18 protein-coding genes are annotated in these 20177 nt (G+C 73.1%); 11 read left to right on the forward strand and 7 right to left on the reverse strand.

All coding sequences use genetic code 11. The annotated features are described in order from the left end of the window. Nucleotides 1-10 precede the first annotated feature (10 nt). The 3 genes from D3105_RS11060 to D3105_RS11070 all read left to right on the forward strand — a co-directional run bounded on the left by D3105_RS11060 (nt 11) and on the right by D3105_RS11070 (nt 3134). Nucleotides 11-481, forward strand: coding sequence for a PH domain-containing protein (locus D3105_RS11060; protein ID WP_118902800.1), 471 nt, complete (start codon nt 11-13; stop codon nt 479-481). 191 nt (nt 482-672) lie between these two features. Then, nucleotides 673-2031 carry a hemolysin family protein gene (locus D3105_RS11065; RefSeq protein WP_118902803.1) on the forward strand — a complete coding sequence of 453 codons (1359 nt, stop codon included), beginning with the start codon at nt 673-675 and terminating at the stop codon, nt 2029-2031. Further along, nucleotides 2028-3134, forward strand: coding sequence for a hemolysin family protein (locus tag D3105_RS11070; RefSeq protein WP_118902806.1), 1107 nt, complete (start codon nt 2028-2030; stop codon nt 3132-3134). Before D3105_RS11065 ends, D3105_RS11070 begins: the two co-directional genes overlap by 4 nt. A gap of 59 nt (nt 3135-3193) precedes the next feature. Here the strand turns inward: D3105_RS11070 and D3105_RS11075 are convergent, their stop codons facing one another. Then, nucleotides 3194-5098, reverse strand: coding sequence for an AAA family ATPase (locus tag D3105_RS11075; protein ID WP_118902841.1), 1905 nt, complete (start codon nt 5096-5098; stop codon nt 3194-3196). Between the two features lie 358 nt (nt 5099-5456). Next, a complete protein-coding gene (locus D3105_RS11080) occupies nt 5457-6086 on the reverse strand; it encodes a uridine kinase family protein (RefSeq protein ID WP_118902808.1) in 630 nt (209 codons plus the stop codon). Nucleotides 6087-6272: 186 nt separating this feature from the next. Between D3105_RS11080 and D3105_RS11085 the strand changes: the two genes are divergently transcribed. Both D3105_RS11085 and D3105_RS11090 read left to right on the forward strand, forming a co-directional pair. Continuing rightward, nucleotides 6273-7640 carry a peptidase C39 family protein gene (locus tag D3105_RS11085; RefSeq protein ID WP_118902811.1) on the forward strand — a complete coding sequence of 456 codons (1368 nt, stop codon included), beginning with the start codon at nt 6273-6275 and terminating at the stop codon, nt 7638-7640. A 108-nt stretch (nt 7641-7748) separates the two neighbouring features. Then, on the forward strand, nt 7749-8531 hold the full coding sequence (locus tag D3105_RS11090) for an SAM-dependent methyltransferase (protein ID WP_118902814.1): 783 nt from the start codon (nt 7749-7751) through the stop codon (nt 8529-8531). Nucleotides 8532-8592: 61 nt separating this feature from the next. Here the strand turns inward: D3105_RS11090 and D3105_RS11095 are convergent, their stop codons facing one another. The 3 genes from D3105_RS11095 to D3105_RS11105 all read right to left on the reverse strand — a co-directional run bounded on the left by D3105_RS11095 (nt 8593) and on the right by D3105_RS11105 (nt 11628). After that, nucleotides 8593-10095: a PepSY-associated TM helix domain-containing protein gene (locus D3105_RS11095; protein WP_118902817.1), complete on the reverse strand. Its 1503-nt coding sequence runs from the start codon at nt 10093-10095 to the stop codon at nt 8593-8595. 109 nt (nt 10096-10204) lie between these two features. After that, a complete protein-coding gene (locus tag D3105_RS11100) occupies nt 10205-10696 on the reverse strand; it encodes a hypothetical protein (protein ID WP_118902820.1) in 492 nt (163 codons plus the stop codon). 332 nt (nt 10697-11028) lie between these two features. Further along, on the reverse strand, nt 11029-11628 hold the full coding sequence (locus tag D3105_RS11105; protein WP_118902843.1) for a DinB family protein: 600 nt from the start codon (nt 11626-11628) through the stop codon (nt 11029-11031). Between the two features lie 283 nt (nt 11629-11911). On the opposite strand from D3105_RS11105, the gene D3105_RS11110 reads away from it, so the two are divergent. Continuing rightward, nucleotides 11912-12064, forward strand: coding sequence for an SCO1431 family membrane protein (locus D3105_RS11110; protein ID WP_118902823.1), 153 nt, complete (start codon nt 11912-11914; stop codon nt 12062-12064). 75 nt (nt 12065-12139) lie between these two features. Here the strand turns inward: D3105_RS11110 and D3105_RS11115 are convergent, their stop codons facing one another. Next, a complete protein-coding gene (locus D3105_RS11115) occupies nt 12140-13420 on the reverse strand; it encodes a glycoside hydrolase family 18 protein (protein ID WP_118902827.1) in 1281 nt (426 codons plus the stop codon). 385 nt (nt 13421-13805) lie between these two features. Here D3105_RS11115 and D3105_RS11120 point away from each other — a divergent pair, with 385 nt between their 5' ends. After that, on the forward strand, nt 13806-14978 hold the full coding sequence (locus tag D3105_RS11120; RefSeq protein WP_118902830.1) for an acyl-CoA dehydrogenase family protein: 1173 nt from the start codon (nt 13806-13808) through the stop codon (nt 14976-14978). A gap of 429 nt (nt 14979-15407) precedes the next feature. On the opposite strand, the gene D3105_RS11130 is transcribed toward D3105_RS11120, so the two are convergent. Further along, entirely contained in the window at nt 15408-15803 is a 396-nt protein-coding gene (locus tag D3105_RS11130; RefSeq protein WP_118902833.1) for a hypothetical protein, read from the reverse strand. A gap of 202 nt (nt 15804-16005) precedes the next feature. Here D3105_RS11130 and D3105_RS11135 point away from each other — a divergent pair, with 202 nt between their 5' ends. The 4 genes from D3105_RS11135 to fxsA all read left to right on the forward strand — a co-directional run bounded on the left by D3105_RS11135 (nt 16006) and on the right by fxsA (nt 20151). Further along, a complete protein-coding gene (locus D3105_RS11135; protein ID WP_010057405.1) occupies nt 16006-16446 on the forward strand; it encodes an Lrp/AsnC family transcriptional regulator in 441 nt (146 codons plus the stop codon). Nucleotides 16447-16524: 78 nt separating this feature from the next. Then, entirely contained in the window at nt 16525-18171 is a 1647-nt protein-coding gene (locus D3105_RS11140) for an amidohydrolase (RefSeq protein WP_118902836.1), read from the forward strand. A gap of 484 nt (nt 18172-18655) precedes the next feature. After that, complete coding sequence (locus D3105_RS11145) at nt 18656-19423, forward strand: polyprenol monophosphomannose synthase (RefSeq protein WP_030722520.1); 768 nt, start codon at nt 18656-18658, stop codon at nt 19421-19423. Nucleotides 19424-19542: 119 nt separating this feature from the next. Further along, nucleotides 19543-20151 (forward strand): FxsA family membrane protein, encoded by a 609-nt coding sequence (fxsA, locus tag D3105_RS11150; protein ID WP_118902838.1) that lies wholly within the window; start codon nt 19543-19545, stop codon nt 20149-20151. Nucleotides 20152-20177: the final 26 nt, after the last annotated feature.

The raw sequence follows: 20177 nt of genomic DNA on the forward strand, positions 1-20177 counted from the left end.
GAAGACCCCGATGTCCGCGCCCAGGCCCGAACTCCCCACCCTGCCGGTCACCTTCCGGCCCACCCTCACCCGGGTGGTCCTGCTGAGCGTGGGCCTGGCGATGTTCCTCGTCATCACCGTCGTCGCGCTGATGCTGGAGCGGCTCAACCCGGGGGAGCGGGCCAGCTTCGTCTTCGTCGCGGCGCTGTTCTTCGGCGTCCTGGCCCTGCTCAGCAGGCCCCGGGTCGCCGCCGACGACACCGGGGTCACCGTCGTCAACCTCACCCGGACCCGCAGGCTGGCCTGGGAGGAGATCCTCCGCGTCAACCTGCGCTCCGGCGACCCCTGGGTCTTCCTCGACCTCAGCGACGGCACCAGCCTGCCCGCCCTCGGCATCCAGCCCGGCCTGGCCAAGCAGCAGGCCATCCGCGACGCCCGCGCCCTGCGCTCCCTCGCCGAGGCGCGGGGCGCCGGCAGCGACGACACTCCCGCCGGCGGCTGAGCCCCTGCACGGCACGGGGCCTTCTTGTCTACTCTGGTGGGCGGCGGCGCCCTGTGCGCCCCGCCCCGCCCGTACCACGGCCCCACCGGGCCCGCGGGGTTCTTCCTGCGACCCAAGGAGTGACTCCCTCCAGCAATGGACGGATCGTCCGGTAGTACCTGCGCCGCCCCTTCCCCGGAGGCGGCGGCCTCATGACCACCCCCCTGCTGCTCCTCGCGGCGGCCTTCCTCCTCATCCTCGCCAACGGATTCTTCGTGGCAGCCGAATTCGGGCTCGTCACCGTGGACAGGCCGGACGCCGAACGCGCCGCCGCCGAGGGCGACCGACGGGCCCGTACCGTCGTCCGCGCCCTGCGTGAACTCTCCTTCCAGCTCTCCGGCACCCAGCTCGGCATCACCATCACCTCCCTGGTGGTGGGCATGCTCGCCGAACCGGCCCTCGCCCAGCTGCTCGCCGGACCCCTCACCGCCACCGGACTGCCCGCGGGGGCCGGTTCCGGTGTCGCGGTCGTCGTCGGCATGCTGCTGGCCTCCGCCGTCCAGATGATCGTCGGCGAACTCGTGCCGAAGAACTGGGCGGTCTCCCGGCCGCTCCAGGTGGCCCGCTTCGTCGCCGGACCGCAGGCCCGCTTCGCGGCCCTCCTGCGACCGGTCATCACCCTCCTCAACGCCCTGGCCAACCGGCTGGTCCGCCTCTTCGGGGTAGAGCCCACCGACGAACTGGCGTCCGCCCGCACCCCGGGCGAACTGGTCGCCCTCGCCCGGCACTCCGCCGAGGCCGGGGCCCTGGAACAGGACACCGCCGACCTCTTCGTCCGGACCCTCTCGCTGGCCGGACTCACCGCCCAGCACGTCATGACGCCCCGGGTGAAGGTCAGCGCCCTGCACTCCTCCGCCACCGCCGAGGACGTCCTCAACCTCACCCGCGCCACCGGCCTCTCCCGCTTCCCGGTCTACCGGGACCGCATCGACGAGGTCATCGGCATGGTCCACCTCAAGGACGCCCTCGCCGTCCCCGCCCACGAGCGCCTGCGCACCCCGGCCGGCCGGATCGCCGTCGCCCCGCTCCTGGTCCCCGGCACCCTGCCGGTGGAACACCTGCTGCGGCGGCTGCGCCACGAACAGCCGATAGCCGTGGTCGTCGACGAGTACGGCGGCACCGCCGGTGTCGTCACCCTGGAGGACATCATCGAGGAGCTCGTCGGCGAGGTCCGCGACGAGCACGACGCCGAGGGGGACGGCCGCCCCGAGCTGACCGCCGCCACCGCCGAGGACGGCCGCCCCGCGTGGGACGCCGAGGGCAGCTGCCGGGTCCACACCCTGCGCCGCGGCGGCCTGGACGTCCCCGACGGACCGTACGAGACCGTCGCCGGGCTCGTCGCGGAGCTCCTGGGCCGCATCCCCGCCCCCGGCGACGCGGCCGAACTCCCCGGCTGGCGGATCACCGTCCGCCAGGTCGGCCACAACCGCGCCGAGCGTGTCCGGTTCACCCGGACGGGCGATCCACTGCCGGAACCGGCCGCACCGGGACTGCTGGAGGCCGTGCGATGAGCCTGCTCCAACTCCTCCTCGCCGCCCTCCTCGTACTGGCGAACGGCTTCTTCGTCGGCGCGGAGTTCGCCCTCGTCTCGGTCCGCCGCAGCCAGATCGAACCGCTGGCCGCAAAGGGTTCGGCCCGCGCCGGCACCGTCCTGCACGGCCTGGAGAACCTGCCGCAGATGATGGCCGCCGCCCAGTTCGGCATCACCATCTGCTCCCTCACCCTCGGAGCCGTCGCCGAGCCGACCGTCGCCCACCTCCTGGAGCCGGTCTTCCACGCGGCGCACCTTCCCGACGGGCTCGTCCACCCCCTCGGCTTCGCCCTCGCGCTGCTGTCCGTGGTCGTCCTGCACCTGGTCATCGGCGAGATGGTCCCGAAGAACCTCGCGATGGCGGCGCCCGAGCGGACCGCGCTCTGGCTCAGCCCCGGCCTGGTCGCCTTCGCCCGGCTCTGCCGCCCGGTCACCACCGCGCTCGGCGCCTGTGCCGGCCTGGTGCTGCGGCTCTTCGGCGTCGAGCCGAAGGACGAGGTGGAGGCCGTCTTCACCAGCCAGCAGCTCAACCGGCTGGTCGAGGACTCCGGACAGGCCGGCCTCCTCGGACCGGAGGCGGCGACGCGCCTGGAGGACGCCCTCGAACTGGGCAGCAGGCCCGTCGCCGACGTCCTGCTGGAGCGGGCTTCCCTGGTCACCGTCGACCCGACCGTGACCCCGCGCCGGATCGAGGATCTGACGGTGCGCACCGGCTTCTCCCGCTTCCCGGTCTGCGCGGAGGGCGGCGGCCCCTTCATGGGCTACCTCCACGTCAAGGACGTCCTGGAGCTGGAGGACGCCGACCGGGCGGTCCCCCAGCAGATCTGGCGCCCTATGGCGACCGTACGGGCCGAACTCCCTCTGGACGACGCCCTGACCGTGATGCGCCGCGCCGCCACGCACCTCGCCCAGGTCGCCGACGGATCGGGCCGGGTCCTCGGCCTGGTCGCCATGGAGGACGTCCTGGAGATGCTGGTGGGGGAGGTACGCGACCCGGCCCACCGGGTGGTGTCCGTGCCCCGCCGTACGGTGGACGTCCCCAGGACACCGGGGCGGCCGCCGTCCGGAGCCCTCGTGCGCTGAGACAGCCACGGAGCCGGCGGTGAGGTCCGGGCCGGTAGCGAACGCTCCCGGCCCGGACCTCACAGCGCGCCCGGCTCCTGCTTGCCCCGGCCCACCGGACCGCGCCCCGACAGCACCTCGCCGTAGGCCTGCATCAGATCCGCGAGCCGCAGCGTCGACAGATCCTCCCGGGTCAGCTCGCCCGCATAGCCGGAGAGCCGCAGATCACGGTAGGCGCAGCTCTTCTCGTACAGCGTCCGCAGGAAACGGCCGTTGCCCAGCTCGTCGATCCACCCCTGGTCCACCACATGGCCGCTGATGGAGCGCAGCTCGTCCACCGCCTCCTCGTCCCACACGTCGTCGTTCTCGGCGGCCAGGACACTGCCGATCGCGGTGAGTTCGAGCGGCCGGTAGCTGGGGAAGTCGACCCGCGTGGTGAACCGGGAGGAGAGCCCCGGGTTGGTGGCGAGCAGCCGGTCCATGCCCTCCGGGTACCCCGCGAGGATGACGACGAGATGGTCCCGGTTGTCCTCGGCCCGCTTGAGGAGCACCTGCAACGCCTCGTCGCCGTACGCGTCGCCCTTGCTGTAACCGGAGTTGGCCAGGCTGTACGCCTCGTCGACGAACAGCACCCCGCCGAGCGCCGAGTCGATCAGCTCGTTCGCCTTCACCGCTGTCTGGCCGAGGAACTCCCCGACCAGATCGGAGCGTTGGGCCTCGACCAGATGATCGCCGCCGAGCAGCCCGAGGGCGTAGAAGACCCGGCCCAGGATGCGGGCCACCGTGGTCTTGCCGGTGCCGGAGGGCCCGGAGAAGACGAAGTGGCGCTTCGGCGGCTGCACGGGCAGCCCCTGCTCGGCCCGCAGCCGGGCCATGTTCAACTGCGCCGAGAGCGCCTTGACCTGCCGCTTGACCGGCTCCAGACCGACCATCCGCTCCAGCTGCGCCAGCGCCTCGGCCAGCAGGGCGGGATCACTGGGCCCGGCCGGGAAGGGCGGCGGCTTGCGGGTCCTGGTGCGCCGGGCCCCCTCGACGGGGACGGGCGGACCGGGGAGCGGATCGTCGCCGAGCAGCCCCGCCTCGCCCACCGGCCAGGACTCGCGCCCGTCCACCAGATCGGTGCCGAGCAGCGCGTCGCCCTCCGGCTGTGCCTCCGCCCCCGCGCCCCCCGAACCGAAACCGGTCAGGGTCACGGCGGCCAGGTCCGCCGACTCGTCGAACCCGTCGCCCTCCACGAGCGCCGCCAGCCGGGCCGAGGTGTCCATGAACGCCGGGTCCACCCGGTGCACCGCCCGGTACAGCGGCAGGGCGGCGGCGCTCCGCCCGGTGCCCTCATGGGCCCGGGCCAGCCAGTAGCGCAACTCCTTGCGCTGCGGCTGCTCGCTGCGACAGCGCATCAGCGCGGCCGACAGCAGCGGCTCCGCCTGCCCGAACATCTCCAGCCGCACCCGGGCCATCCCGCCGAACAGGCCCGCCTCGATGCCCAGCATCGGATCGTCGACGAGCTGCTCGGTGCAGCGCACCAACTGCTCCCAGTCCTTGACCAGATAGGAGCGGCAGGCGTGCAGGAACCGCACCTGCGGGTCCGCGTCCACCGGTGGCAGCCCGGCCAGCGCCCGGTCCAGCTCGGGCACATGGCGCCCGTCCAGCCAGTGCGAGGCGTGCGCCAGCAGCAGATCGCGCGGGCTCTCCAGCAGCGGCTGCACCCACCAGCCCAGCCAGTACCAGGAGTTGAGCGTACGGCGGTGTCGGGCGCGCTGTTCGCCGAAGCGGTCGCGGTGCCGGTACATGCGTAACAGGGCCGTGGTGGTGTCGATGCGCAGCGCGTGGAGGCCGAGCCAGCCGTCCGCCATGCCGGGATCGAACCGCACCGCGGCTCTGAACTCCTCCTCGGCCTGCGGGTAGGCGCCCATCGTGTAGGCGTCCAGGCCACGCAGCCAGGCGAGGTCGGCGGGGGCTCCAGCGCCCTGTGTGCCGATGTCCATCAGGTCCCCCACAAACCGTGCCCCCAGGATGTCCCGCCCGCACAGCATGCCCACCTGAGCGTGCTGAATCACGGCGTGGAGGAAGGGAATTGACCACACCGAGGTGCATCGTACCCGCGCACAGGGGGAGTGACGGCGCAACGGCCGACCCTCAGGAGTGGTCACCGAGGGTGAGTGAATCGCTCTGCGTAGTCGCGGGAGTGGTGGGGGAGCACAGGGCGAAGCCCCCGATCACGGGGGAACAACCGGGGGCTTCGCATCTGCGGGGGCTCCGAAAAGCCGCACAATGAGAACGTAAGACCAGTAAGGCCCCTCGGTCAAGCAGAGTTGGGGCACTTCCGGGTCGATTTCCGACTGCTCAGTATGGCGGGGCGCCCTGGCTACGGTATGTGACGTTCCGGTTCTCTCCCGCTGTCACGCGGGGCCCCGGCAGCCACGCGTACCCCTCGTCCAACTGGCGTACCAGCGCGTCGGCGTACGGCCGGGAGGGGTCCCCCGCGAAGTGCCGTTCCTCGGCGAGCGTCCACCCGTCCCAGAAGCCGGTGAGCCCGGACCCGTCCCGGCGCCGGCCCCGCTCCCAGGAGGTCTCCCGGTCCAGCTCCATCCAGCACAGTGCCGCCAGCCACGGCCGCACCTCCCGGCGCCCGGCGCCGACCCCCTCCACCAGCACCACCGGGGCCGGCTCCAGCGTCCGCGCCGGCCCGAAGCGGCGCTCCGTCCAGTCGTACGGGGCATAGCGGGCGTGCTCGCCGCGCGAGAGGGGCAGGAGCACCTGCTCCCGCAGCCGCCCCGTCCAGCCGAACAACTCCTCGTGCGTGGCGAGATCGTCCAGATGGAGGACCGGGGCGCCGCCCAGCGCCGCCGCGAGACGGCCGGCGAAGGTGCTCTTGCCCGAACCGGCGTGCCCGTCGACCGCGACGAGCCGGACCGGCCCGCAGGAGGGGGGCAGTGCGGCGAGGTCATCGGCGTGGCGGGCCAGGTCGTCCATGGCCCCAGGGTACGTTCCGGCACGCAGGCGCCAGGGAACAGCCGCAGGTCATGCCAGTGGTCCAGACCCATATTGGTTCGGCGGCGACCGTCGAACCGCTGGCCCGATCCGCCCCGGAACCGGGATAGTTGGCGAACCGCACGGCATCCGCAGACCACCTTCCGCATCCGACCGGGGGTCACGACCATGACCAGTCCGACTTCGCGCAGAACCGTTCTGACCGCCGCGCTCGCCGCGGCGGCGGCCGCGGGCACGGTGGCCGCCTCCGCCGCGCCCGCCTCCGCCGCCCCGTCCTCGCCCGCAGGCCCCTCCGCACCCCCGGCGGCCCTCGTGGACAACCGCTTCTGGCACACCTACACCGACTGGCGCTGCGGCACCGGCGAAGGCACCCGAATCCTCCCCGGCGGCCGCCCCGGCCTGGTGATCGCCACCCCGGCCGGCCGCATCGACCACACCGACCCGCACACCGGCAAGACGGCCGCCTGGGACTACGCCAGCTGGACCTCGCCCGTCCACCGCTCCGCCGTCCCGGCCACCGAGGTGATCGCCTCCTGGAACGCCCGTACGCCGGCCGGCACGTGGATCCAGGTCGAGCTGAGCGGCCGGTACGCCGACGGCACCGACACGCCCTGGTTCGTGATGGGCCGCTGGGCGGCGGGCGACGGCGACATCCGCCGCACCTCCGTCGACGGCCAGGGCGACCCGCGCAGCACCGTGTGGACGGACACCCTCTCGGTGGACGACCCGGCGAGCGGCGTACGCCTGGTCTCCTTCCGGCTGCGGATGACGCTGTACCGCGCCCCCGGCAGCCGCCTCACCCCGACCGTGTGGCGGGTCGGCGCGATGGCCTCCGACGTTCCCGACCGCTTCACGGTGCCCGAGACCGCCCCCGGCCCGGCCCGCGAACTGCCCGTGCCCCGCTACTCGCAGAACATCCACATCGGGCAGTACCCCGAGTACGACAACGGCGGCGAGGCGTGGTGCAGCCCCACCTCCTCGCAGATGATCATCGAGTACTGGGGCCGGAAGCCCGCCGCGGAGGACCTCGCCTGGGTCAAGCCCGGCCTGCCCGACCCCCAGGTCTGCCACGCTGCCCGCAACACCTACGACTACCAGTACGGGGGCTGCGGCAACTGGCCGTTCAACGCCGCCTACGCCGCCACGTACCGCGACATGAACGCCGTCGTCACCCGGCTCGGCTCGCTCACCGATGTGGAACGGCTGGTCCGCGCCGGAATCCCCGTCATCACCTCCCAGTCCTTCCTGAAGGAAGAGCTGACCGGCGCCGGATACGGCACGTCGGGCCACCTGATGACGGTCATCGGCTTCACCCCTGAGGGCGACGTCATCGCGAACGACCCCGCGTCACCCGACAACGACGCGGTACGCCGGGTCTACCGCCGGCGCGAGTTCGAGAACATCTGGCTCAGGACCAAGCGCTACGACGCCGAGGGGAAGGTCAGGAGCGGGACGGGCGGGGTGTGTTACGTGTACTGGCCCGACCGGCCGACGCCTTCCCGGCAGCGGGTCCTGAGGTCGCTCGGGCTGGTGTGAGGATGCCCGGTTCCGTGGCCGTCCCGACGGCGGTCGCGGCCGGACCGGACGTGGGCAAAGAGCCCCTGGCACAACGGAGTTGCCGCAGGGGCGCGCTATGTTGAGCGCGTGACCGACATCGAATCGCGCATCGACACCACCCGGCCGCACACCGCCCGGATATGGAACTACTGGACCGGCGGCAAGGACAACTATCCGGTCGACCGGGCGGCCGGTGACGAGATCCGGGAGCTGCACCCCGGGATCGGCGCGTACGCGAAGGCGGACCGGTTGTTCCTGGGGCGGGCGGTGCGTCATCTGGCCGAGCAGGAGGGCATCAGGCAGTTCCTGGACATCGGAACGGGGCTGCCCAGCGCCGACAACACCCACGAGGTCGCCCAGCGCGCGGCCCCCGACGCCCGTGTCGTCTACGTGGACAACGACCCGCTCGTCCTGGCGCACGCCCAGGCGCTGCTGGTCGGGACCCCCGAGGGGCGCATCGACTACCTGGACGCCGATCTGCGGGACGTCGACGACATCCTGGCCGCTGCGGCGAAGACGCTCGACTTCTCGCAGCCGGTGGCGCTGATGCTGCTCGGGGTCGTCATCTTCATCGAGGACGACGAGCAGTCGTACGCGATCGTGCGCCGGCTCATGGACGCGCTCGCGCCCGGCAGCCACCTCGTCCTGTCCCACACGGTCATGCACCCCGACATGCCGGACGTCGACGAGGCGGTTGCGTTCTGGAACGAGCACGGCACCCCGAAGCTCACGCAGCGCACCCCGGACGCCGTCGCGCGCTACTTCGACGGCCTGGAACTGCTGGAGCCCGGCGTGGTGTCGTGCTCCGCGTGGCGGGCCCCGACGCCGACGCCGGACGTCGCGATGTACGCGGGTGTCGGCCGCAAGTGACGGCTCGTCCCCGGGGCCGGCGCTCCTCGCCACCGGCCCCGGGAGCCTCACCCCGTCACCGTCAGGCGGTACGCCGTCGGCGCACCGCCCCCACCACCACGTCGACCACCAGGAACCCGGCCAGGGTCACCCCCAGGACCGGCAGCGCCCAGCCCAGGGCCGCCACGGCCGGGATGCCCGGAATGAGGGCGGGCAGCGGGATCCGCCGCCACGCCCCGCGCTCGGGGGCCTTGCCGACCGGCGCGGGCCGGTCGCCCCGGGTGGGCCGCCGCTGCCACCACATGCGGTAACCCCAGACGATCACCGCGGTCAGACCGAGGGCGATGAGCGCCAGCACGATCTGGTTGACGACCCCGAACAGCACCCCCATGTGGCCCTGCACGCCCAGTTTGCTGAGCTGGTTGAGGGCCGGGTGGTCGGCCCAGCGGGTGCGCGAGGTGATCTCGCCGCTCGTCGTGTCCACGGCGACCCGGTCGTAGTGCACCGGCCAGGTGTTGTCGGTCTGCGCCACGACCCACGCGCTCGCCGCGTCCGCCGGGGGCGTCACCTCCACGATCCCGCCGAGGCCCGCACCCCGGGCCGCCGCGAGAGCCGCGTCGAAGTCCGCCGGATCGGCGTCGGTGGTCGCCCCGCCGGAACCGCCGTGCCCGGCGTGCTCGGAGTGGTCCTCGGCGGGAGCGTCGGCGCCCGGCAGCGCCGTGTCCAGGGCCGGGGCGTTGCCGTTCGCCGCGTCCAGCAGCCGCCCGAACCGCTCGCCGCCGTAGTTCGACCAGGTGAGGCCCGTGGCGCTCAGGAACAGCAGCCCCAGCGCCAGCCACACCCCGGTGGTCGCGTGCCAGCCGCGGGTTCGCCGTACCCCCTTGGCCGTACGGTCCGGAAGCAGCACACCCCGGGCCGACTTGGCGCGCAGGCCGCGGGCGCGCCCGAGCCACAGCACCAGGCCGCCCACGACGGCCACCCACAGCCAGCTCGCGGCGACCTCGGAGTAGAGGCGGCCCGTCTCGCCGAGGTGGAGATTGCGGTGCAGGTCGTCGAGCCAGGTGGTGAGCGGCGTCGACCCGAACCAGGTCGTCAGCTCGCCCCGCACCTCGGCGGTGTACGGGTCGACGAACACCGTGCGCTGGTTCTCGCCCAGCTCCGGCACCGCGAGCACCACCCGGGTGGTGTCCTCGGGACCCGGCGGAGTGATCACCGACGCCAGGGTGCCCTCGGGGTACGCGGCCCGCGCGGCGGCGATCTGTTCGGCCAGCGGGCGCACCTCGTCCCCGACCCGGTCGACCTGGAGCTGGTCGCCGTATACGAGCCGGTCGAGCTGGGGCGTCAGCGTGTAGGCCAGCCCGGTCAGCGCGGCCACCAGCAGGAAGGGGGCGACGAGCACCCCGGCGTAGAAGTGCAGCCGGACCAGGAGATGCCGCACCTCCGCCCAGGAGCGGGCCGGGCGCGGCCGGCCGGACGAGGCTTTCGCGGCGCCGTCCGGTCTTCCGGCGGCCGGATCCTGGGCCTTCCCCTCCTGTTCGCTCTGCTCTTGCTCGTTCTGCGGTATTTCTTCGGTTCTGTGGGACATGGATGCTCCTCGGAGGGCAGTCGGTGACGGACGCGCGCCCGACGGCTCCCGCACGCATGCCTCCTGGACGCCGGAGCGGTTCCGGCGTCGGGGCAGGTGAGGGGAGAGATCAGGCCGAGGCCGCCACGGGCGGCCCGCGCCGGGACCGGGCCCGGGCGAGGAGCGCCCCGAACCGGATCCGCACCACCACCGGCGGCACCGGGCGCGACCGGGGCGGGCAGGGGAGCGACGGAGCCGACCGGAGGACGACGCGTGGGGCGAGCAGCGCCCCGAGGCGTCGCAGCACCCGTTCTCCGTACAGCACGCAGAGGGCCGACCCGAGCGTGGCCGCCGCGTGGGCCAGGGTCATCCCGGCGTCCATGGCATGCGCGGCGCCGGGGCCCCCGGACGCCCCGGTCATGTGGTGCGGGGTCCCGTGTCCGTGCCCGGCATGCATCCCGGGATGCATGCCTCTGCCGGGGGCCGGGAGAAAGTGGAACGCGTGGTGCAGGGCGAACTGGGTCGCCCCGAGCACCAGGACCACGACGTCGAAGCGCCGCTTCCGGCCGCCGAACAGCAGGGCGCCCTGCACGGTCAGGGCGAGGAACAGGAGCGCGACCACCCCCGCGCCGGGCAGACGTCCGCCCGCCGCGACATGGCTCGCGGCACCGAGGGCCAGGCACGCCGAGCCGCAGAGCAGGCCCCTGGCCGCTCGCCTCGGCAGGCCGCCCGGTGCACGCATGGACACAAGGTGGCCAGCCGCCTCGGGAGGCTCGGCGGGGGGTGCGGCGTGCGGTTGGGTACCGCGGTCTCTTCCCATGGGGCAGTAGTCGGCCGGATGGCCGGAAAAGTTCCCGCGCCTGTGCGGAATCGGAAAGGAAGCCGCTACCGACGCACGTACCGGCGCTCCCCGCCTCGCGTGGGACCGGGGGTCTCGGCTTCGCGCCGGAGGGCTCACCCCCCGCGCTTCTCCCCGGCGGCCACCGCGGCCCGCTCCAGCCGCTCCCGGTGGCCCGCCCAGTACGCCGCGTCGCCCGGCGGGATGCTGGTGTTGCCCTGGTTCATCCCGACGGCCCCGTCGATGAGTTCGCGCAGGATGTCCGCGTGCCCGGCGTGCCGGTGCGTATCGCCGGTCACGCGGACGACGGCGTGGAGCAGCGTCACGTCGTCGCGGCCGGCCGGCCACCACGGCACCCGGCCGACCGTGTCCAGCTCCAGCGCGTCGAGTGTCGCGTCCGCGTGCGCCCACGCCCGCCGGTAGAGGCCCACGATCTGCTCGCGCGACTCCTCGGCGGTGGCCCACATGTCCGCGTTGGCCTCGGCGCCCTCCGCGACCCAGGGCAGCGCCTCACCGGAGGGCCGTCCGAAGGTGTCGCCCAGATAGCCGAGTTCGACGCTCGCCACATGCTTGACCAGGCCCAGCAGATTGGTGCCGGTGGGGGTGAGCGGGCGGCGGATGTCGTACTCCGGGAGCCCGTCGAGCTTCCAGAGCAGGGCGTCACGGGCGTGCTGCAGGTAGGAGCGGAGGATGTCCTTGGGGGCTGATGCGTTCATGGGTCCCAGCATGTCCGGCGCCCCGACCGGGGTCACCGGGATTTCTCGGGCCGGGATCTCCGGGGCGGCACGCTGTGGCGTCGCCCACAGCGGGCCCGGGCCCCCGACTGCGGCCCGGCCGATTTTTCCGTGCCGTCACGGGGGAGCGGTACGCCCTCGGGCGCTCGTGCCGCGTCGGGCCGTGACCGGGATCTCGTTCTGTCCGGGCCGGGGCGCTGGCACGCTGGTCGGGTCACCAGGGGGGCGGGGCCCCTGCCGCAGCCGTACGAAGAGCGAGACGCCCATGACCGCGACCAGCGCCGCAGCACACGCCCACCACGCCCGCCGGGCCCGTACCGGTGGCCCCGAGGACGGCTCGAAGCTGATGGAGCACATCGCCGGCTGGGCCTTCGTCGTCGTCCTCGCGATGCTCGTCACCCAGCTCGGCCTGCTCTAGGGCTTGTTGTCGAACTGCGGCCGGAAACGGCTGTGGGGGGTGGCGAACCGCCACCCCCCACAGCCGCGCCGCAGACTAGCCGATCGCCTTGATCAGCTCGCCGTTCGTCGTGTCACCGCTCAGCTCCCAGAAGAACGTGCCGCCGAGGCCCTGCTCGTTCTTGTAGGTCATCTTGGTGCCGATGGTCTCCGGGGTGTCGTAGCTCCACCAGTTGTTCCCGCAGTGCGCGTACGCCGTGCCCGCGACCTTGCCCGTGGCCGGGCAGCTGTCCTTGAGGACCTTGTAGTCCTCGATGCCCGCCTCGTACGTGCCCGGCGCGGCGCCCGTCGCGCTGCCGCCCGGCTCGGACTGGGTGACGCCGGTCCAGCCGCGGCCGTAGAAGCCGATGCCCAGCAGCAGCTTCTCCGACGGGATGCCCAGCCCCTTCAGCTTGGAGATCGCGGCGTCCGAGTTGAAGCCCTCCGACGGGATGCCCGGGTAGGAGGTCAGCGGGGAGTGCGGGGCCGTCGGGCCCTGCGCCGCGAACGCGCCGAAGAAGTCGTACGTCATCGGCAGGTACCAGTCGAGGTGGGTCGCCGCCCCCGCGTAGTCCACCGCGTCGATCTTGCCGCCGTCGGAGCCGTCCGCCGTGATCGCCGAGGTGATCAGGTTGTTGTTCCCGAAGGCCTTGCGCAGTTCGCCCAGCAGGTTGCCGTACGCGTCGCGGCCGCTGGTGTCACAGGTGAGCCCGCAGGCGTTGGGGTATTCCCAGTCGATGTCGATGCCGTCGAAGACATCGGCCCAGCGGGGGTCCTCCACCAGGTCGTAGCAGGACTTCGCGAACGCGGCCGGGTTCTGCGCGGCCTCACCGAAGCCGCCGGACCAGCTCCATCCGCCGAAGGACCACAGGACCTTGAGGTCGGGGTGGAGCTTCTTCAGCTTGCGCAACTGGTTGAAGTTGCCCCGCAGTTCCTGGTCCCAGGTGTCGGCGACCCCGTCGACCGACTCCTCGGCGGTGTAGGCCTTCTCGTAGTCGGCGTAGGAGTCGCCGATCCGGCACTTGCCGCCGGTCACGTTGCCGAAGGCGTAGTTGATGTGGGTCAGCTTGTCCGCGGAACCCGACGTCTCGATGTTCTTGACGTGGTAATTGCGGTCGTACGTACCCCAGTTGGTGAAGTATCCGATCACCTTGTCGCCCGCGGCGGCCGTGGGGGCGGCTTCCTTCGCGGCGGCGGCGGCGGCGTCGGACCGGGCGGTGGGGGTCGCGCCGGCCGGGGACGTGCCCGCGACGCCGAGCAGGGTGGCGCCGAGCGCCGCCGTACAGGCGGCCGCGGCGAGCACCCGGAGCCGGGCGCGGGGACGGTGCAGCTTGAGCATCGTGGCTCCTCGTGGGGGAGGGCTGGTGCGTGGGGGGTGCTGGCCGAACTCCGGGCAGGTGCGCCCGGCTTGACATGAACGCGATTGGCGTTGGGGGGAACCGTAGAAGGACTAGACCAGTTGGGTCAATGGTTCGGACCAATTCACTGATCGTTTCCGCCCTCTTCACGCCTCCGACCTGCCCTTTGCCCCCGTGACGGAAGGCGTCCGATCGGGCATACTCGACCCGCCACAGCGGATGACCGCGCCACCCGTGACCCGGGAGGGCAGGATCGGCTGCGCAGTCTGTCTTTCCCGGGATCACCTCCGGGAGATCACCCGGCGGCGCCTCTCCCACCCCGAGCGCGCGACCGCCGCAACGCCCGACAGGGAGGAGAGCGCCGTCATGTCCGACCGTGCCCCGCAGCCGGTGGAACGCCGTCTGCCCACCGAGGAGTCCCGGCAGCTCATCGCGCTCGTCCGCGACATCGTGTCCAAGGAGATCGCTCCCCGGGCGGCCGAGGAGGAGGAAGCGGGCGTCTTCCCCCGAGAGGTCTTCACCCTCCTGTCCGAGTCCGGGCTCCTCGGGCTCCCGTACGGCTCCGACCACAGCGGCGGTGACCAGCCCTACGAGGTCTACCTCCAGGTCCTGGAGGAACTGGCCGCCGCCCGGCTCACCGTGGGACTCGGCGTCAGCGTCCACTCCCTCGCCTGCCACGCACTCGCCGGATACGGCACCGACGAGCAGCGGGCCGCACACCTCCCGGCGATGCTCTCCGGCGGTCTGCTGGGCGCCTACTGCCTCTCCGAGCCCGCCTCCGGCTCCGACGCGGCCTCTCTCCGCACCAAGGCCGTGCGGGACGGGGACGAATGGGTCATCACCGGGACCAAGGCGTGGATCACCCACGGCGGGGTGGCGGACTTCTGCACGGTGCTGGCCAGGACCGGCGTCGAGGGCGCCCGCGGCATCACGGCCTTCCTCGTCCCCGGCGACGCCGAGGGGCTGAACGCCGCCCTCCCCGAGAAGAAGATGGGCATGAAGGGCTCGCCCACCGCCCAGCTCCACTTCGACGGCGTACGGGTCGGCGACGACCGGCGCATCGGCGAGGAGGGCCAGGGCTTCGCCATCGCCCTGTCCGCCCTCGACTCCGGGCGGCTCGGCATCGCCGCGTGTGCCATCGGGGTCGCCCAGGCCGCCCTGGACGAGGCCGTCCGCTACGCCACCGACCGGCGCCAGTTCGGCCGCCCCGTCGCGGACTTCCAGGGGCTGCGGTTCATGCTCGCCGACATGGCCACCCAGATCGAGGCCGGCCGGGCGCTGTATCTGGAGGCGGCCCGGCTGCGGGACGCGGGCGAGCCGTTCTCCCGGCAGGCCGCCATGGCGAAGCTGTTCTGCACGGACGCGGCCATGCGGGTGACCACGGACGCCGTTCAGGTGCTCGGCGGATACGGCTACACGCTCGACTTCCCGGTCGAACGGCTGATGCGCGAGGCGAAGGTGCTCCAGATCGTGGAGGGCACCAACCAGATTCAGCGCATGGTCATCGCGCGCCACCTCGCGGGTCCCGAGACGCGCTGAACCGCAGCGGCCCCTCCGACCATGCGGGCAGCGCCGCGGCCTGGGTCCACTCCGGGTCGCGGCGCCCCGGCACGGTTCTGCCGGCGCTCTCCCACTGTCTGAGCAGCGCGCTGTAGATCGGTGGATCCACGGGGGCGCCCATGGGCGAGTTTCCCGTGGAGCGGGGCAGCGGCTGAGCGGGTGTTCCCGGCTGCGGAACCGATTCTTCGGGGGCGGGTGCGGCGAGCCGGCGGCGACCCGAACCGACTGGTGAATGCAGCGTGGTCATACGGGGCCAACGCCGCGGGGCGGGCCGGGGTCACTGTCCCGCCGATTCGAGCGCTCGTTCGCGGGGGCCCACGTACCGGGCCGACGGGCGGGGAGCGGGAGAGCCGCAGGCACCACGGCGGCGGGCCGTCGTGGTGCTGGGCAGGGCGTACGGGGTGCGGGTCAGGCGGCCTCGCGCCGCATCCGCGGCACGCGCAGCGGGCGGGAGCCGGGGCCTCCGGCGTGCGAGAAGGGCTGCATCCGCCAGTCGAGGCCCTGGGGCAGCGTCAGCAGCAGCCCGGCCTCCTGCTCCTGGAGCTCCAGCGTCTCGTCGGCGGGCCGGGCCTCGCTCGCGCCGCGGCCGGTCCCGGCGCAGACGGTGAGCACGAAGGGGTTCCACGGCGTGGGGCACCGGGCGTGCTCCGGCAGGACGTCCTCGTCGGCCAGCAGCGCGATGGGCTGGGCGCAGTCCGGGCAGATCACCCGGACCATCTCGAACATGTCGTACGCGTCGAAGCCGTCGTCGTCCGGATCGACAGGCTCCGGTTCGCTGCGTTCGGTGAGTTTCAGGCTCTGCATGGAAATTCCCCCCTCGGGTGGGCCGACAAGGCGCCACGGCCTCGACCACAGCAAGCACTTCCCGCCGCGCGTGGCCGGTAATCGCGAGGCGGCCCGCTACCGACCCGCACACCTGTGGCGTTCGTCACATGCCGCTCGCAGGTGCCGTTCCGTGACCCGCGCGACTGTGCCGAGCGGTGCCCGGGGCCATAGGTTGATCCGCATGGAGGAGCTGGACCGTCAGATCGTTGAGTTGCTCGTCAAGGACGGGCGGATGAGCTACACCGACCTGGGCAAGGCCACGGGCCTGTCCACCTCGGCGGTTCATCAGCGTGTCCGCAGGCTGGAGCAGCGCGGGGTGATCCGCGGCTATGCCGCGGTCGTCGACCCCGAGGCCGTCGGGCTGCCCCTCACCGCGTTCATCTCGGTGAAGCCGTTCGACCCGAGCGCCCCCGACGACATCGCCGAACGGCTCGCCGGGGTGCCCGAACTGGAGGCCTGCCACAGCGTCGCCGGGGACGAGAACTACATCCTCAAGGTGCGGGTGGCGACCCCGCTGGAGCTGGAGCACCTGCTCACCCGGATCCGTACGCTCGCCGGCGTGTCCACCCGGACCACCGTCGTCCTGTCCACCCCGTACGAGGCCCGGCCCCCGCGGATCTGAGGCCCCGGAACCCCGGGCCCCGCCCTTCGGGAGGGGGTCGCGGTCCGGGCGGCCGCCGCCAGGCGCGAGACTGGTCCCATGAGCCAGAGCACCGCCCCCCAGAGCACCCCCGACCACCGCACCGTGCTGTTGCGCGGCGGAGACGTCCACAGCCCCGCCGACCCGTTCGCCACCGCGATGGTCGTCGAACGCGGGCATGTCGCCTGGGTGGGTTCCGAAGGGGCCGCCGACGCCTTCGCGAGCGGCGTGGACGAGGTGGTCGACCTCGAAGGCGCCCTGGTCACCCCGGCGTTCACCGACGCCCATGTGCACACCACCGCCACCGGCCTGGCCCTGACCGGGCTCGACCTCTCCGGCGCCCGCACCCTGTCCGAGGCGCTCGGCCTCGTCCGGGCGTTCGGCGACGCCCGCGCCCCCGGGGACGTCCTGCTCGGACACGGCTGGGACGCCGCCCGCTGGCCCGAGCGGCGGCACCCCTCGCGCGCCGAGCTCGACGAGGCGGCCGGCGGCCGGGCCCTCTACCTGCCGCGCATCGACGTGCACTCCGCGGTCGTCACGACGGCCCTGCTGGACCTGGTCCCCGGCGTCACCGCGATGAGCGGGTATCACCCGGACGGGCCGCTGACCGGCGACGCCCACCACGCGGTGCGGGCCGCCGCGCACAACGCGCTGCCGGCCGCCCAGCGGGCCGCCGCCCAGCGCGCCGCCCTCGACCACGCCGCCTCCCTCGGCATCGGCAGCGTCCACGAGTGCGGCGGGCCCGAGATCTCCGACGAGGAGGACTTCACCGCCCTCCTCGCGCTGGCCGCCGAGCGGCCCGGACCACGCGTCTTCGGCCTCTGGGCCGAGGAGATCGCGGACGAGAAGGACGCCCGTCGCATCCGCGAACTCGGCGCGATCGGCGCGGCCGGAGACCTGTTCGTCGACGGCTCCCTGGGCTCGCACACCGCCTGCCTGCACCAGCCCTACACGGACGCCCCGCACACCGGCACCGCCCACCTGGACGCCGCCCGGATCGCCGCCCATGTCACCGCCTGCACCGAGGCCGGCCTCCAGGCGGGCTTCCACGCCATCGGCGACGCCGCGGTCACCGCCGTCGTGGACGGGATCAGGGCCGCAGCCGGAGCGCTCGGCCTCGACCGGATCCGGGCCGCCCGGCACCGCGTCGAGCACGCCGAGATGCTCACCCCCGAGACGATCGCCGCCTTCGCCGAACTGGGCCTCACCGCCTCCGTCCAGCCCGCCTTCGACGCCGCCTGGGGCGGCCCGGACGGGATGTACGCCGAACGCCTCGGCGCGGAGCGGGCCGCCTCCCTCAACCCGTACGCCGCGCTGCTGCGCGCCGGAGTGCCACTCGCCTTCGGCTCCGACAGCCCCGTCACCCCGCTCGACCCCTGGGGCACCGTGCGGGCCGCCGCCCACCACCGCACCCCGGAGCACCGCGTCTCGGTCCGCGCCGGGTTCACCGCCCACACCCGGGGCGGCTGGCGGGCCATCGGCCGCGACGACGCGGGCCTTTTGGTGCCCGGCGCCCCGGCCGACTACGCCGTCTGGCGGACCGCCGAACTGCTGGTCCAGGCCCCCGACGACCGGGTCGCCCGCTGGTCCACCGACCCCAGGTCCGGCACGCCCGGCCTGCCGGACCTGACCCCCGGGGCGGACCTTCCCGTCTGCCTGCGGACCGTGGTCCTCGGACAAACGGTCTACGTGCGACCGAACGAGTGACGTCGGGATATTTCGTACCGCCGATCGATGGCCCGATCACCGGTCCACGACCTGCGCCCCTTCGGCACTGACCAGGCCATTTCGGAAAAAGTCGCAGGTCGCACGGCTGTTGACAGAAAGCGCCCACGGGCCGGTAGGTTCGGCCGGGTCCACCACAGGACGTCCGACCGGTTAAACCTCCACGCAGTCGTCGAACGCCGCTGGGTCATGAGGCGGTGTGCCGCACCGGCGCACCACCGCTGACAGCCAGGTTCAGCGCCCGCGCCTCGGGGGCGAGGGAAGGATTCAGCCGGACGGAGGGTGGGACCCGGGTGGGGCCCGGACGTTCAGTAGACAACGGCTTTCGGTCGACCCGCAGCCAGCGGGTCCCAGGTCGGCCCGAAGGGCGCCGGGCCCCGATCCGCAGTTCCCCCGTGGGGGCGCGACCGTCCGGCCGGTGTGCTGGATATGGTGTCCCCCTGTGTTCGGACTCTAAGGGGCAGTAGTGAACGACGGCGGTCAGAGGCAGTTCGGCCCGCTCGGCAAGGTTCTGGTGATCATTCCGACCTACAACGAGGTCGAGAACATCAAGCCGATCGTCGACCGGGTGCGCACCGCCGTCCCGGACGCCGACATCCTGGTGGCCGACGACAACAGCCCCGACGGCACCGGCAAGGCGGCCGACGAGATCGCGGCCGCCGACGACCAGGTCCACGTACTGCACCGCAAAGGCAAGGAAGGGCTCGGCGCCGCCTACCTCGCGGGCTTCGCCTGGGGCTCCGAGCACGGCTACGGCGTCCTCGTCGAGATGGACGCCGACGGCTCCCACCAGCCCGAGGAACTGCCCCGGCTGCTCACCGCGCTCAAGGGCGCCGACCTGGTCCTGGGATCCCGCTGGGTGCCCGGCGGTCGCGTGGTCAACTGGCCCAAGAGCCGCGAGGTCATCTCGCGCGGCGGCAGCCTCTACTCCCGGCTCGCCCTCGGCCTCTCCGTCCGGGACGTCACCGGTGGCTACCGCGCCTTCCGCACCGAGACACTGAACGGCCTCGGGCTCGGCGAGGTCGCCTCGCAGGGCTACTGCTTCCAGGTGGACCTCGCCCGCCGCGCGGTCGAGGCGGGCTACCACGTGGTCGAGGTCCCCATCACCTTCGTCGACCGGGAGATCGGCGACTCGAAGATGAGCCGGGACATCCTCGTCGAGGCGCTCTGGCGGGTCACCGGCTGGGGCATCACCTCCCGCGCGAACAAGGTCCTGGGCCGCAAGACCCTCTGACACGCCCCGGGGCCCGCGACCGAGGGCGGTGCCGGGAACGCGCCCGGGGCCCGCCGGCCGGTCCGCTTCGTGATCACCCCCTTACGCCGCTTGCACGCCGGTACGGGCACACTGGGGGCATGACGACCGGCACTCCGCCCCCGCCCCGTCCCCGGCGCTCGCGCGCCCGTAGATTCCTGCCGCTGGCCCTGGCCGCCTGGCTGGTCCTGGAGATCTGGCTCCTGACCCTGGTCGCCTCGGCCGCGGGCGGCCTCACGGTCCTGCTGATCCTGGTGGCCGGAGCCGCGCTCGGCGCCGTGGTCATCAAGAGCGCCGGCCGGCGCGCCTTCAAGAACCTCACCGAGACCCTCCAGCAGATGCCGGGACAGCCCGGCGCCCCCGCCACGCCGCCGACGGCCCCCGCGGGCGGCAAGGGCACCCGGGGCAACGGGCTGCTGATGCTGGGCGGGTTGCTGCTCCTGATCCCCGGCCTGATCTCGGACGCGGCCGGACTGCTCCTGCTGGTCCCGCCGGTGCGGACCATGATCAGCCGTTACGCGGAGCGCTCGCTGGAACGCCGGATGCGGGCCGCGGCGCCCGGCAGCCTCGGGGGCGCGTTCCAGCAGGCCCGGATGCACCGCCCGGACGGAAAGATCGTCCAGGGCGAGGTCATCCGCGAGGACGCCCCCCGGGCGTCCGGCGGGCCCGACGACGACCCCCAGGGGCCCCGCCCGCCCCTCGCCCCCTGAGTGGCCGTTCGCACAAGAGCCGCGGG

Source organism: Streptomyces globisporus (genome assembly GCF_003501885.1).
GTDB lineage: Bacteria > Actinomycetota > Actinomycetes > Streptomycetales > Streptomycetaceae > Streptomyces > Streptomyces globisporus_D.

Bases quoted from the DNA above. Each gene is read 5' to 3' on its own strand.
- D3105_RS11060 (WP_118902800.1), top strand. From the start codon at position 11: ATGTCCGCGCCCAGGCCCGAACTCCCCACCCTGCCGGTCACCTTCCGG.
- D3105_RS11065 (WP_118902803.1), top strand. From the start codon at position 673: ATGACCACCCCCCTGCTGCTCCTCGCGGCGGCCTTCCTCCTCATCCTC.
- D3105_RS11070 (WP_118902806.1), top strand. From the start codon at position 2,028: ATGAGCCTGCTCCAACTCCTCCTCGCCGCCCTCCTCGTACTGGCGAAC.
- D3105_RS11075 (WP_118902841.1), bottom strand. From the start codon at position 5,098: ATGGACATCGGCACACAGGGCGCTGGAGCCCCCGCCGACCTCGCCTGG.
- D3105_RS11080 (WP_118902808.1), bottom strand. From the start codon at position 6,086: ATGGACGACCTGGCCCGCCACGCCGATGACCTCGCCGCACTGCCCCCC.
- D3105_RS11085 (WP_118902811.1), top strand. From the start codon at position 6,273: ATGACCAGTCCGACTTCGCGCAGAACCGTTCTGACCGCCGCGCTCGCC.
- D3105_RS11095 (WP_118902817.1), bottom strand. From the start codon at position 10,095: ATGTCCCACAGAACCGAAGAAATACCGCAGAACGAGCAAGAGCAGAGC.
- D3105_RS11105 (WP_118902843.1), bottom strand. From the start codon at position 11,628: ATGAACGCATCAGCCCCCAAGGACATCCTCCGCTCCTACCTGCAGCAC.
- D3105_RS11110 (WP_118902823.1), top strand. From the start codon at position 11,912: ATGACCGCGACCAGCGCCGCAGCACACGCCCACCACGCCCGCCGGGCC.
- D3105_RS11115 (WP_118902827.1), bottom strand. From the start codon at position 13,420: ATGCTCAAGCTGCACCGTCCCCGCGCCCGGCTCCGGGTGCTCGCCGCG.
- D3105_RS11120 (WP_118902830.1), top strand. From the start codon at position 13,806: ATGTCCGACCGTGCCCCGCAGCCGGTGGAACGCCGTCTGCCCACCGAG.
- D3105_RS11130 (WP_118902833.1), bottom strand. From the start codon at position 15,803: ATGCAGAGCCTGAAACTCACCGAACGCAGCGAACCGGAGCCTGTCGAT.
- D3105_RS11135 (WP_010057405.1), top strand. From the start codon at position 16,006: ATGGAGGAGCTGGACCGTCAGATCGTTGAGTTGCTCGTCAAGGACGGG.
- D3105_RS11140 (WP_118902836.1), top strand. From the start codon at position 16,525: ATGAGCCAGAGCACCGCCCCCCAGAGCACCCCCGACCACCGCACCGTG.
- fxsA (WP_118902838.1), top strand. From the start codon at position 19,543: ATGACGACCGGCACTCCGCCCCCGCCCCGTCCCCGGCGCTCGCGCGCC.